This window comes from Rhizobium sp. N731, assembly GCF_001664145.1.
Classification (GTDB): Bacteria; Pseudomonadota; Alphaproteobacteria; order Rhizobiales; family Rhizobiaceae; genus Rhizobium; species Rhizobium esperanzae.
In genome coordinates, this window is sequence record NZ_CP013601.1 from 3,486,197 (window position 1) to 3,499,515 (window position 13,319).

11 protein-coding genes are annotated in these 13,319 nt (G+C 59.1%); 7 read left to right on the top strand and 4 right to left on the bottom strand.

The window, feature by feature from the left end; translation table 11 throughout:
* Positions 1 to 72: 72 nt before the first annotated feature.
* Genes AMK02_RS17045 through AMK02_RS17055 form a run of 3 tightly spaced genes read right to left on the bottom strand, consistent with a single transcriptional unit; the run spans position 73 to position 3,394 of the window.
* A complete protein-coding gene (locus AMK02_RS17045) occupies positions 73 to 1,317 on the bottom strand; it encodes a glycosyltransferase family 4 protein (protein WP_064804627.1) in 1,245 nt (414 codons plus the stop codon).
* The gene (locus AMK02_RS17050) at positions 1,314 to 2,660 is read right to left on the bottom strand and encodes a glycosyltransferase family 4 protein (protein ID WP_064804629.1); all 1,347 of its coding nucleotides are present in this window, start codon (positions 2,658 to 2,660) and stop codon (positions 1,314 to 1,316) included. The genes AMK02_RS17045 and AMK02_RS17050 overlap by 4 nt, the downstream gene beginning before the upstream one ends.
* The gene (locus AMK02_RS17055) at positions 2,660 to 3,394 is read right to left on the bottom strand and encodes a Crp/Fnr family transcriptional regulator (RefSeq protein WP_064804631.1); all 735 of its coding nucleotides are present in this window, start codon (positions 3,392 to 3,394) and stop codon (positions 2,660 to 2,662) included. The genes AMK02_RS17050 and AMK02_RS17055 overlap by 1 nt, the downstream gene beginning before the upstream one ends.
* A 471-nt stretch (positions 3,395 to 3,865) precedes the next feature.
* Here AMK02_RS17055 and AMK02_RS17060 point away from each other — a divergent pair, with 471 nt between their 5' ends.
* The 5 genes from AMK02_RS17060 to AMK02_RS17080 all read left to right on the top strand — a co-directional run bounded on the left by AMK02_RS17060 (position 3,866) and on the right by AMK02_RS17080 (position 10,432).
* Positions 3,866 to 4,567 carry a sugar transferase gene (locus tag AMK02_RS17060; RefSeq protein WP_064804633.1) on the top strand — a complete coding sequence of 234 codons (702 nt, stop codon included), beginning with the start codon at positions 3,866 to 3,868 and terminating at the stop codon, positions 4,565 to 4,567.
* Between the two features lie 116 nt (positions 4,568 to 4,683).
* Positions 4,684 to 6,444 carry a polysaccharide biosynthesis tyrosine autokinase gene (locus AMK02_RS17065; RefSeq protein ID WP_064804635.1) on the top strand — a complete coding sequence of 587 codons (1,761 nt, stop codon included), beginning with the start codon at positions 4,684 to 4,686 and terminating at the stop codon, positions 6,442 to 6,444.
* A gap of 74 nt (positions 6,445 to 6,518) precedes the next feature.
* Positions 6,519 to 7,460, top strand: a complete 942-nt coding sequence (locus tag AMK02_RS17070; RefSeq protein WP_064806303.1) for a glycosyltransferase — start codon at positions 6,519 to 6,521, stop codon at positions 7,458 to 7,460.
* Positions 7,461 to 7,464: 4 nt separating this feature from the next.
* Positions 7,465 to 8,844, top strand: a complete 1,380-nt coding sequence (locus AMK02_RS17075; RefSeq protein ID WP_064804637.1) for a polysaccharide biosynthesis/export family protein — start codon at positions 7,465 to 7,467, stop codon at positions 8,842 to 8,844.
* A 121-nt stretch (positions 8,845 to 8,965) separates the two neighbouring features.
* Entirely contained in the window at positions 8,966 to 10,432 is a 1,467-nt protein-coding gene (locus tag AMK02_RS17080; protein ID WP_064804639.1) for a hypothetical protein, read from the top strand.
* Positions 10,433 to 10,617: 185 nt separating this feature from the next.
* Here the strand turns inward: AMK02_RS17080 and AMK02_RS17085 are convergent, their stop codons facing one another.
* Entirely contained in the window at positions 10,618 to 10,917 is a 300-nt protein-coding gene (locus tag AMK02_RS17085; protein WP_064804641.1) for a hypothetical protein, read from the bottom strand.
* 308 nt (positions 10,918 to 11,225) lie between these two features.
* On the opposite strand from AMK02_RS17085, the gene AMK02_RS17090 reads away from it, so the two are divergent.
* Together AMK02_RS17090 and AMK02_RS17095 are read left to right on the top strand one after the other, a co-directional pair.
* Positions 11,226 to 12,137 (top strand): glycosyltransferase family 8 protein, encoded by a 912-nt coding sequence (locus tag AMK02_RS17090; RefSeq protein WP_064804643.1) that lies wholly within the window; start codon positions 11,226 to 11,228, stop codon positions 12,135 to 12,137.
* A 106-nt stretch (positions 12,138 to 12,243) separates the two neighbouring features.
* Entirely contained in the window at positions 12,244 to 13,266 is a 1,023-nt protein-coding gene (locus AMK02_RS17095; protein ID WP_064804645.1) for a glycosyltransferase family 2 protein, read from the top strand.
* The last annotated feature ends 53 nt before the right edge of the window (positions 13,267 to 13,319 follow it).

The following is a 13,319-nucleotide window of genomic DNA, read 5'->3' on the forward strand; positions in this document are numbered from 1 at the left end:
CTGTCTATTCCTCGTCGGCAGATTGGGACGGTTTCGATCGCGGCAGCAAGACAGGCAGCTCCAGTCTTGCCCTCAGACCGGTCGTCTATTGAAGGCATCGACGGACCGGTCGGCATGGGTGGAGAGCTGTTGCTCGATGAGCCCGGCCATCCGATTGCGGAAAACCGCCGAGGAAAATTTCAGCGAATGCGCGCGGATGGCTTGCGGATCGATATCGTCCTCCCCCTCTTCGAACGCCGCCATGGTTTCCAGCAAGGCCTCGGTGGTTTGCTCAGCGAAGCGAAAACCGACCTGCGGTGAAGATACCGTTTCCCTTGCGCCGCCGGCGTCGAAAGCGAGGACAGGCCGCCCTGATGCCATCGCTTCGACCGGCAGGATGCCGAAATCCTCCGTGCCCGGAAACAGCAGGGCGCGGCATCGCGAGAGGTGATCACGCAGGACATCGAACGGCTGATGGCCGAGGAATTGGACAGTCGGGCCGGCAATTGATTTCAGATAGGGCAACTGTTCTCCCTCTCCGATCACGATGAGCTTACGCCCGGCCGCGGTGCAGGCGCGAACAGCGATATCCGGCCGCTTGTAGGCCGTCAGCTGACCGGCATAGAGATAGAATTCGCCCTTCCCCTTCCCGACCGAAAAATCATCGGTGGCAACCGGGGGATGGATGACGATGGAATCCCGATCGTAGAAGCGGCGAATGCGGTTTGCGACGTAGTCGGAATTGGCAACGAACACGTCGACGCGGGACGACGTCGTCACGTCCCAGGCGCGCAGCATCGGCGCGGTGACCGACATCAAGGCACGTCCCACCCAGGGCAGACCATGCCGATAGACGTGGAACTGATCCCAGATGTAGCGCATCGGCGAATGGCAGTAACAGACATGAAGAGCGTCGGCGCGAGTAATGATGCCCTTGGCAGGCCCGGATTCGCTCGACAGCACGAGATCGTAGTCCTGCAGATCGAATTGTTCGAGCGCGAAGGGCATCAGCGGCAGCATCTTTGTGTAATGCCGCTGCGCGCCGGGGATCTTCTGCAGAAAGGACGTGCGGATGTTGCGCGTCTTGAGAAAATCGCTGATGCGATCCCGGTTGCAGACAAGGGTGAAGATGTCGGCCTGCGGAAACATGCGGCACAATTCTTCGACGACTTTCTCGCCGCCGCGCATCGAGACGAGCCAGTAATGCACGATGGCGACGCGCAGTTGCCTGGTTTCCTTGACGCTTCCCGCCTCGGCCACGCGTCTTTTCGCCATCACGGGCGCATCGCCGAGATATGCCCTTGCGTCGGAAAGAGAGGTTGTTGCTTTAAAGGTCAACGGAATACTCCTTGTGTCGCCACACCGTCTGTCAGCTCGGGAACCGCATTCGTCGAAAGCAGGCTGCAATATTCGGCAAGGAGCGCGTCGCGCCATTCCTCATCCGTCGAAGCGAGATCAGGCGACATCAGGAAGGCCCGCTCGCTCATGGCGCGGATTTCGTGCCTCGGCATTTGGCCAAATCGCGTCAATGTGTCGGCAAAGGCGGCTTCATCAGCCGTGTCGCAGGCAAACGCCATACCGGCGCGTTCCATTTCCTCGGCGAGAAAGGCGCTGCGCGACATGATGACCGGCAGGCCGCTTCTGGCCGCTTCGATCGCTACGAGGCCGAAAGGCTCGGGATAGCGCGATGGCATCAACAGGGCGCACGCCTTGCGGATGGTGGTGCCGATCTGCGCATGCGACTGCCAGCCGACGGCCCTGACGTGATCGCCGGAAGTTGCGACCAACGGCATCAGCGGCCCATCCCCAATCACGCAGAGCCTGGCACCGGCTCTGCGTGTGGCGGCCACGGCGTCTTCCACGCCCTTTTCCTCGTCGAGGCGACCGATGAAGACAAACTCGTCGTTCGCCTCCGCCTCGACACGCTCAATCGACAAGGGGGCGACGGGATTGCGGATCGTCGTCAACCGCTCGGGCCGATAGCCGGCGCCGACGAGAAAGCCAGCCATCTTCTCATGCAGCAGGATGATCCGGCCGAAATCGGCTTCAGCCCTCAGCAACCGGAGGATATTCGAGCCGCGGGCGACCCGCCACAATTTGTGCGAATAACTTCTCTTGTCGCAAGCCGTCGCGATGCAGCCGGCACCGAGCGGACGACGAAGGCAAATCTCTTGCGCCTGATAATCGAAAAAGGCGCCGTTGGGACAGGCGGTGAAGAAGTCATGGGCGTGAACCACGCAGCGTGCCGCGACCGGAGCCAGTGCCCCGAAAAGCGCCGGAGACAGGATCTGGTGCCAGCCATGGACGTGGTAGACGGTATTCGCCGTATCTCTTGCGGCAATCCAATTCGCGACCATGCGGGCAGCCGCACCATTGTGAATGCCGGTCACGAAAGCCTTCGCACGCTCGGCGCTCAGCAGGTCGCGACTGTTCAATCCGACCATCGAGACCCCGAGGGCAGCGAGCTCCGCATTGGCGGCGTCATCCCCGCAAATATAAGTCACGGGAATATCGAGGCCGCGAAAAAGCTTGGCCGACAGCACCGCCAGCCCCGTCGCCCCGCCCCTGGCCACCGAGTAGTCGTCGATGACGACCACGCGATCGATCCTTGGCGTGCCGGGGCCTGGAAAGCGGCTGACATTTGCGGCGGATCGGAGGGCCTCGGAAAGCGACGGGTGCATCACTTCACCGAAAACGCGCCATTCGCACAGGCCTCGAGCGCCTTGCGGTTAAGAATTCGGATCCTACCCTGCCCTCCGTCGATAATCTTGCATTCCCGCAGGCGCCGTAGGCATTGATTGACCTTCTCGCGGGACGCCGGCAACGTCGCGGCCAGATCATTTTGCGAGATAGTCAGTTCGTTGCCGCTGTTTGCGGAATCTTTTCCGTAAACAGCCGAGAGCCGCAGCAACGTGCTCGCCAGTCTTGCCTGCAGGGTCGACGCCGCATTGGCGATTATTCTTTGTTCAAGCTCCGAGACACGCGCCAAAGCCCTTGAGAAGACTTTTTCGCGAAAGCACGGATCGGTGGCATACATGTCCCGCAGCAGCCGGCCCTCGAAGAAGTGCAGCTCGCAATTAGAACCGGCCCGGTATTCGAGGTTCAATGTCTGTCGGCGCAAGACCTCGAGCTCGCCGATCAGACCTGATTTCGCAATGATCTCGACGATGAATTCCCTGCCGTCAGGCAGCATCGTACTTGCACTGACCACCCCCGAATGCACGCGAGCGAACATGTCGACAAGAACGCCCGCCCCGGCAATGATCTCGCCGCGACGGAAACGCCGTATGCTCGAGCGGCAGGAAAGGAAGTCGTCTTCGATGACAATGCGACTGTTGAGGTGAGTGCCGCTGGCCGAGATCGCGGCTTTGCTGATGCCGGGCCTGCGATCAGATGCATGTGTGATCCCGTCCATGCAATTCGCTCCTAATACTAGAATGGTCTCTCACCCATGCTGCATTGCATCAATTATATTGGATTACTACGTTAGTCAAATAACATCGGCGCTATCTAACGTAAAATTTAAGTCTACCTTCATAGAAATGCGAAGAACTCCCAACGTAAAATAGAAGATTCTAAAATGCTCTAATAATTTCTACGATACGAGCCAAAATTGCCCATAAAGACGACTTAGTGATTTAAAACTCATCAATTATTGAAATTACGACATCAACACAATTGTTGAATTAATGCGCAAAATTATCACCAACAGCAGATTATATAGCCAATTAAAAGAATTGATGACACAGATCTGTAGTCGGAAATCTGTGTGACGGCTTCCTAGCATAAAGAATTAATTAACGATTATGACCTTGGTAACAGACAATCTGGGTGCGGCGCAGCAAGCTTTCAACGGTTGTTGACGGGCAATGTTTTGGAGACCGCGATGGCATGGGAAGCACATAGTGTTGAGGCTTGGTCACGCGTCGGACGGGCCGCTAAGGGTGACGATTTACCCGACGCCCGGCCTCGTGCAGCGAGTAGTTCGTCGAAGCGTGCGATAGATCTTCTTGTTGCGATCACCGCCCTGATCCTGCTCTCTCCGCTTCTGCTGATCGTCGCGATGATCGTGAAACTCTCCGACCGCGGCCCTGTCTTCTATTCCCATACGCGCATCGGCTTCGGCGGAGCGCCGTTCGGATGCCTCAAATTTCGGACGATGAAGCCCGATGCGAGCGCTCAGCTTACGGAATTGCTGCAAAACAACCCGGCCGCCCGCAGCGAATGGGAAACGACGCGCAAGCTTAAGAACGACCCCAGGATCACCGCCGTCGGCGATATTCTCAGGCGCTCGAGCATCGACGAGCTTCCGCAGCTGATTAATATTGTCCGTGGCGAAATGAGCCTCGTCGGACCCCGGCCGGTCACAGCCGAGGAACTGCCGCGCTACGGCGAACACATGTGGGCCTATATGGCGGTCCGTCCGGGACTGACCGGTCAATGGCAGACCAGCGGGCGCAACGACGTCAGTTACGAGTTCCGGGTTTCTCTCGACGTCCACTATCTCAACAACTGGTCGCTTGCCCGAGACTTCGTCATCATCGCCAAGACTATTCCAGCGCTGTTTTCGCAGCGCGGATCGTACTGAGCGTTCAAGAGGAGACAGCCGACAGCGCCGGGATCGGAAAATGCGCCGCTCCCGCGTCCCCTCCAAGCCGCCACTACCTTGTTATTCCTTGATTTCCCATTTTGGATTAGGACGACATGACCTCCAGCACGATCTTCAGCGGTGTCTCTGCCATATCCCTGCCCGCAGCAGCCGCTGGCGGCGGGAATTCGCCGCTGACCCTGCGGGATATGCTCTTCTTTTTGAGGATGCGCTGGCACTGGATCGTCGTGACGACCATCGCTTTTCTGGCAATCGCCGGAACCTACCTGCTGACCGCCGAACCGACCTTCGTTGCCAGCACGCAGCTTTTGATCTTCCCCCAGGTGAGCGGCTCTGAAGCACAGAGGGCTTTCGCCGAAGATGCGTTCATCGAAGGACAGCTGGAGATCGCCAGATCGAGCGATGTCGTCGGCGGAGCGGTGGCGGCGCTTGATCTCGTCCGTGATCCGGAGTTTGTCGATCAGACGCCTTCTCTGCAGGGTAGAGCGAAGAATTGGCTGACAGGGCTTTCCTCACAACTGGATACGCCATCGCAAGACGCGGCGGGCAACGGAGCGAGCGAAGCGCAACCGCAGACGGAGGAGGAGCGGCTCCACGACTGGGCAACCGCCAAACTGCTGAACATGATGGACATCCGCCGGATCGGAAGCTCGACGATCATCGAAATATCGGCTGCGGCATCGACCCCTCAGAAGGCCGTCGACATCGCCGACACGCTCGCCAGGCAATATATCCAGAAGAATATCTCGATGAAGGCCAACTCCGCCCGCCAATACAGCGACTGGCTGGCGAAATTCATGGCCGAGCAACAGCGAGGGCTGGCGGAAGCCGCCAGCGCCCTGGCGAGCTTCACGAGCAATCCCCGCGACCAGTTCAAGCTTGCGGAACTGCAAAGCGCGACGGATGCCCGCCGTACGCTTTATGAAAACACCTTGAACCAGCTGACCGAAGCAAAGCAGCGCATCACCTATCCGATGTCCGACGCCACGATCGTCTCGCGGGCCATGTTGCCTCTTTCGAAGGCGAGACCGCGCAGCACGCTCATCGTTGCCTTTGCGGCGGCGGTCGGCCTTGGCGCGGGTCTCGCACTCGCAATGATAAGACATGCCAGCGACCGCCGGCTCGTCCGCCCGCATCAGATCGCTGAAACCTGTGGTCTGCCCTTCGTCACCGTTCTGGCGACATCAAAAAGAACACGCAACGGCCAGCCGGCGCCTTTCCTCGCCGCCGGCACGGGCAGCAGTACAGCCGCCTATCCGGTCATTCCAGGCATGACGGAGTTGAGCGCAACGGTCGTCGGGCTTCGGCGCAAACGCCGGATCGTCATCGGAGTGGTCGCCGTCAATCCCGGCAACGGAGCATCAACCATCGCAAGCGAACTTGCCGTGCTATCGTCGGCATCTGGAGCGAAGACACTTCTGATTGATGCGGCCGCGCAGAAATCATCACTCAGCAAAGCGATTGCGCCCCATAGTTCCAGCGGCCTCGTCGACGTGCTCGACAACGGCCAACTGATTCAGACGGCGGCCTTGCCCCTCAGCCCGACGCTGAAATTCCTTCCGCTCGGCAAGGTCGACACCGTGACGCCGGCAATTCGTCTGAGTTCGCGCCGCACGCAATTGAGCTTCGCCGAGCTGAAAAAGGAATTCGACACCATATTTGTCGACATTTCCGCATTCTCTGCTTCGTCGGATGCCAATGCGATCGCGCCGGAGCTCGACGGTGTTCTGGTGGTCGCCTCGCACGGACGCACCTCGATCGACGACGCCATGCGTGTCATCGAGACGATGCGCAATGTCGGCGCGGAGATCCTCGGCGCGGTCATCAACCACTCGCCGAAGAGCATACAGCCATGATCGCGCATTCGGCAAAAACCACAAGGCAGGACGGCTTGGTCGGACCGGCGCCTGTTTCTTCCGACACCGAAGCGATGGTCCGGCGCGCGAGCCGGCCATTGCGGATTGCCGTCGGAATTGCTTCGGCGGGACGTCCTTCGATCCTGCTGGAAACGGTCAATTACCTCGCCGGCCTGCCGGACCAGCCGCAGCGGTTGATCGTCTGCGTGCCGGGGATCGACGATGCCGCCGGGCTCGCCGACCGTCTCGACGTGGAAATCATTATCGGCAGCCGCGGCCTGACCTCTCAGCGCAACAGCATCATCCGGGCGTCCGCCGCCGACACAGATGTTCTGATCTTCCTGGACGACGATTTTATTCCGGCCGCAACCTTTCTGTCGCGAATGGCAGCCGTCTTTTCAGCGAAATCTGACGTCGCGATTGCCACCGGTGAGGTCCTGGCCGACGGCATCCTCGATGGGGGGCTCGACATGTCGAAGGCCCTGCAGGTTCTTCACAGCGCCGGCGAAGGGTCCGAGCGGGTGTCGGATGTCTATAATGCCTACGGGTGCAATATGGCGGTTCGCCTCGCCCCCGTTCTCGAACACGCGCTGGCGTTTGACGAGCAACTGCCGCTCTATGGCTGGCTTGAGGATGTCGATTTCAGCAGGTCCATCGCCCACTACGGCAGATCCGTGCGCGTTGAAGGCGCCTACGGAGTGCATCTCGGCGTCAGATCCGGGCGACAGCCTGGCCGCAGACTCGGCTATTCGCAGGTTGCCAATCCTGTCCACCTGATCCGCAAGGGCACGATGTCGAAAGGCCGTGCAATAGCACAGATCGGCCGCAACATCCTGGCGAACGCATCGGGCATAGTGCTCAACGACCACTTGGTCGACCGATGGGGACGTTTGAACGGCAATTTGCTGGCGCTCACCGATCTTCTTGCCGGCCGCGTCTCGCCATCCCGCATTCTCGAATTCGGCAATCCGCCCTCCCGCGCGCCCTCGCCGCCGATCGCAACGAAACGGAGATAGATCAATGCAGTCCACATTCTTGCTCGATCGCGTTATCTCCGCGGCCCTCGCCTTGCAGGTTTTCTGCTGCCTGACCGGCTGGAGCGTCGCCCACGCACAAACATTCACCCTCGTGCCGGAAGACAAGGTCAGACTGCGCGTCGTCGAATGGCGTTCCGCGGATTCCCGCTATGCCAGCTGGGAAGCTGTCGATGGCGTCTACACCATCGACGATACCGGCGACCTGTCGATCCCGATCGCCGGCCATGTACAGGCGTCCGGAAAAACAGCCGAAGAACTCGCCGATGCCGTCGCCAGTGCGCTCGCCGAAAAGGCGGAACTTCCTGGCAAGCCATACATCGCCCTGGAGATAGCCGAGCATGCGCCGATCTTTGTGACCGGCACCGTTCAGACCCCGGGACGCTATCCTTTTGAACCGCGGATGACCGTCATGAAGGCCGTCAGCATCGCTGGTGGCTTTCTGCGGGAACGCGAGGACAATACCTATTTCGAGCGCGACCGGATTCAGGCAGCCGGAGCCTACCGAACCGCCGTCCTCAACCGGCGCGATCTCTTGATGCGGCAGGCGCGGCTGCGCGCGGAAATCGCCGGCGAGCAGAGCTTCGAGATTCCCGCCGAACTCGTGGGAACGCCCGACGTGGACAAGCTGAAGGCACAGGAATTGAACCTGATGCGGCTGCGCCGCGTCGATACCGACAGCCAGATCGAAGCGGCGAATGACCTCACCCGCCTCTACGGCCAGCAGGTCGAGTCGCTCGAGGCCAAGATCAGCTCGCAAAAGCGGCAGATTGACCTTGCCCAAAAGGAACTGGACAACGTCAATAGTCTGGTGAGCAAAGGGTTGGTCAGCAATTCCCGTCAGGTCTCCGTCGACCGCTGGGTTGCCGATGCACAAGGTACTCTGATCGATCTCGAAGTCGCCCTGACCACGGCTCGTCAGGGCCTCAGCGAGGCCGACCGTTCCAAGATCAATATCGTCAACAGGCAGAACAGCGAAAACCAGGAGCTGCTGAATCAGGTCAACCTCGCGATCGGCAGGGCAGCGATCGATATTCAGGTGGCCCAGCTTCTGGGCGAACAGGCCGGCTATGACGCTCAACTTGCGCAGATGAACATGGAGGCGCCGGGACTTGGCAGAGCGCAGAAGAACTACAGGATTGTGCGTCGCAACAACGACGGAACCACCAGCAACATCGTAGCCGACGAGCAAACCGCATTGCTGCCGCATGATCTCGTCGAGATCGGCTTGGACACCAATCTTCAGGCGCCGACTTCGCCGCTGCAGTCCGCGCCCCAGACGCAGAGCTCGACACTCCCGTCATCTGATGTGGCCGGGGATAATCGAGCCGGCCGCGGCTGGATGTCCCAGATGGGATCGAATTAGGACACGATGATGATCAGCAACGACAGCTGGCGGCTTTCGCCTCGCCCATCATATCGACTTGCCGTGCCCGCATTCGGCCAAAGCGGTATTTCAGCTGTTTGCCAGGGTCAGGATTAGACGCATGTCGATAGAGCCGCTCGGTTTGATCGTTCTCCTGCTTGGCCTGCTCACCATGGTCAATGGCGCGCGTTTTGCAGTGACGACCCTCTGCCTGTTGACGCTGCTGGGAGCAGCGGCGGCTCTGCAATTGGCTGCGCTCGGTGGCAGCAGTGTCCAGCCAAGCCATCTAATGCTCCTGTTTATCGTCGCCGCCACCTTGTTGCGTCCGGTCCAGACACAAGCGGCGCTGGCTAGCATCGCCTATCCGGGTCCCGGCTTCTGGTTTGCCGCCTACGTGCTGTTTTCCGTCGTGTCGTCTTTTTTCCTGCCGCGCATTTTTGCGGGCGCGACGCTCGTCTACTCCTCTGCGAGAGATGCGACGGGCATGATGTCGACGGTGGCCGCGCCCTTGTCGCCAGGCTCTTCCAATCTCAGCCAATCTGTCTATCTGCTCGGCGACCTCGCCTGCTTTGCGGTGGTCTCGGGACTTGCGAGGCTCGGATATCAGCGGTTCATCGCCCAGCAGTTGATCGTCGCATCAATCGCATGTTTTGCTCTGGCGTTGCTTGATATCGGAACGTTCCTGACCGGTCAGACCTACCTGCTCGACGTCATCAGAAACGCGAATTACACCATGCATACCGCCGAGACGATCAGCGGCTTCAAACGCATCGTCGGCGCCTTTCCCGAAGCAAGCATATACGGGACGGTCGCACTGGCCTATTTTTCGTTCACGCTTCTGCTCTGGCTGGAGCGCGTTCGAAGCCGTATGGCCGGCCTAGCAACGCTTTTCATCGGCCCGACGATCCTGCTGTGCACATCGACAACCGCCTATATCGCCGGGCTTTTCGTTGTCTGCATGCTCGTGCTGTTCTGCTGCAAACATATGGTCGCAGGATCGGCAAAGACCTCGCACGTGACTTTCCTGGCGATAACCCTCTTCCTGATCCCTTGCGCCATCGTAGCCCTCAGCCTTATCCCCGATGCATGGAATTCCATCACCAGTCTCGTCAACACCACCGTGTCGGACAAACTCCAATCGCAGTCCGGCGAGGAGCGCACCGCCTGGAACACGCTGGCATTGATCGCATTCGTCGATACCGCAACCTTCGGCGCCGGCCTCGGAACGGTTCGAGCATCGAGTTTCATCGCCGCATTGTTGTCCAACGTCGGATTGACCGGCACGCTTCTCTTCGTCGCCTTCCTGTACAGCCTTATCAGAGCCTCCGGCCGGTACGTCTCCGGCGATCGGGAGACGCATGCCATCGGAAACGCCGCCGTTATGGCATCGATCTCACAGATCGCCTCTGCGGCGATTTCAGGAAGCGGCACCGATCTCGGCCTGCTGTTCAGCACCACTGCGGGTTTGGCGGCCGGTTGCCTGGCCACCCCCTATGTGTCCTGGCATCGGGTGGCCCGACCTGTCGCAAATCGGCATCCCCCGGAGGCATCGGCATCTCTCAGGAGAGCGCCGGTGTTTGCAACGTGATGACCTCAGTCGCGAATTTCGTTCAAGGTCGAGGACGGTATGCCCTTGCAGCGATACGCATGCCCGGCCGGATTCGCAGCCAATCGCCCGCGCCGTCAGGAAATGCTGGTAAAATCAAAAGCTCGGAGGAACGCGGTGTCGCACCTCCCTGCTGGATAGGACGGGCGACCGATCCTGCTTCGGCCTCAGCCCTGTCGGCGTTCGCTGGTGCCTGCGACGCTATCAGCGGCGGAATTGTTTTCTGGCAGCCTGGCGCTACGCCGCGCGAAACCCGACAGGAAGACGCCTGTCAGGTAGCCGATTTCCATGAGCACGAGGAAAGCGATACCGGAAACGACCGCCCCGATCAGCGAAGACCCGTCGACGAAAGCCACACTGCCGAAGCCGATTGCCACAAGGATTGCGAAAATCGCGAAGGCCCAGGCGCGGATCGAAGCGCCGGCAGCTATCGAAATCACGGCCGCCACCAAGGTGGTGATCAGCATGACGATCTTCCCTCCCTCTGCATTTCGATCAGAGTCCCGGCACCAGTCGTCCTGCCGCGGTTCAAGATGTCGAAACACAGCCCTGTGACAGGCGCGGCATTCTTCATGATGAGCGTCTCAACAATGGAACACACAAAAACCGCCGGCGGCCGGATGCCATTTCAACAAACGAGCGGTCCGGCGATACGCAATATATACCGGACCGGACTGTCATACGACATGCCTGCCGGATCGATCAACAACTGTTCCCTCTACCCTGAAGAGGGCAGCCATTCACTCGCATTGAAGACAACCGGAAGGGTGATGACATGAACAATCAGTGCGTTGTCTACGTCACGGATGTCGAATATTCATTTCCAACTATTCTTTCCGCGCTCCAGGCTCGCAAATTCGCAAGCTCCGCAACCGACGTTTGCGTGCTTATGTCTGAACGTCTGGATAATTTCAGCGAGTTGAAAGCCCTGCTCGCCGCGAGCGGGGTCGAATTGGCAGATGCGACCGATGCACTGCAGGACTCGCTCGGCAAGCTCGACAGTTCGCATTTTCAGGGGCGCATCAGCGTCAGCACGATGGCCAAATTGGTCCTTTGCGAGATCCTGCCCGCCCATTACAGCCAAATCATCTATCTTGACGGCGATACCCAGATCGTCAGCGATCTCGGCAAACTCGAAAACGCCACCGTGCCTGAGGGCCGGTTTTTCGCGGCCCGCGATTACACGGCAATTCAGGACTTCCTCAATACTGGAAAGGACAACCACTACTTCAATGCGGGGGTCCTGAAATTCCATCGCAACGGCTGGATCGGACAGGAGGCGCTTGAGCTTTTTGCCAGCAACCCCGAGGCTTGCGAGGGCAAACACGATCAGGGCGCATTGAACTATGTTTGCGGTTCGTCGCTCATCCTCGTATCCAACCGCTGGAACTTTCCCAAGCAGTTTCTGCATCTGGTGAACGTGTCGTCGCTGGCGATCGTCCACTATATGGCGCATCCGAAGCCATGGCATGGAACCTTCTTTCCATGGACCGATCGGGAAAGCCAAGTTTATGTCGATCTGCGCAAAGCCCATCCCATTTACAACGCGCTCTATCGCGGAATAAGCCTCGATCGGAAGATACTCTATAAATATCGGTCGATGCGGGCACGTATCGAACACGCGATCGAGAGGAACGGCCCCCACCCGCGGGTCCAGAGCCTGTTGGTTGGCGATTACGCCGTATGATGACCGCATATTGTTCCCACCAGCCGAAATTGCTCTGTGCTCCGTCCGTGGGGCTTCTCGAAGCAAGGCTAATGATTCCGGGAACGGATAATGTTCAGGATGGAATATGAGTTATCGGGTTTCCGTCGCCAGTATCTCGCATTACGCAAAAGCCCGCCTGCGCCGGTCGCTCAAGGCTCGGCAGGTTCGCTATGACGTGCTGCGCAGCGGGCTCAGGCAGGCCCGCCACGTCGTCATCTCAGTCATCCGTGACGAAGGCCACCGGCTGGCATTCTTCCTGCAATATTATCGTGATCTCGGCTTCGAACATTTTATCTGCATCGACAACGGCTCGACGGACGGAACGGCCGAATTGCTATCCGGCTTCGACGATGTCTCGCTCCTATCAGCTCATGGCTCCTACAAGGCGGCAAGGTTCGGAAACGACTGGATCAACGAGGTCATCAACCGGTACTGCCGGGAGAAATGGGTCCTTTATGTCGATGCTGACGAGTTCTTGGTCTATCCCCATTGCGACACCTGCCCGATCGGTCAGCTGACCGCTTATGTCGAATCCACCGGCGGTCATTCCCTCCGCTCGGTCATGATCGACATGTACAGCCCGCATCCCGTTCTCGAAAACATATGCGAACCCGGCCGCAATCCGCTCGAGGTCTGCAATCTTTTCGACCGATCCGGCTATGTCGCTCATTTCGACGAACGCAACGGGACGATATGGATCAAAGGCGGCGTTCGCGGACGCATCTATTTTCGTGATCGGCTCTGGGACGGGCCGGCGCTTAACAAGATCCCTCTCATCTATGTGACAGGTGAACGGCTGTTTCTCAAATCGTCGCACCAGGTCTGGCCGCTCTCCCTGAATCTGGGCGACATGCGCGGCGCGCTCGGCGTATCCGGCGCCCTTCTCCATTTCAAATTCCTATCGACCTTCGTGCACAAGGTTGCCGATGCCGCCCATCGTTCTCAGCATACGGAAGAATACACCGTTTACTCCTCCGACAAGGAGATGGGCGACTTCGTCCATGACGATACGGGCACTTACACGAGCTGGAAGGACTTGTCCGATCACGGGCTCATTCAGGGTGAAGGCTGGAAAAACTGGAAAAACATCTCCGGGAGCGAAATCTAAACAGTCCTAGCCAGAATGCAGCGGGTTCGGTCAGCGACCGCAAATCCCGATGA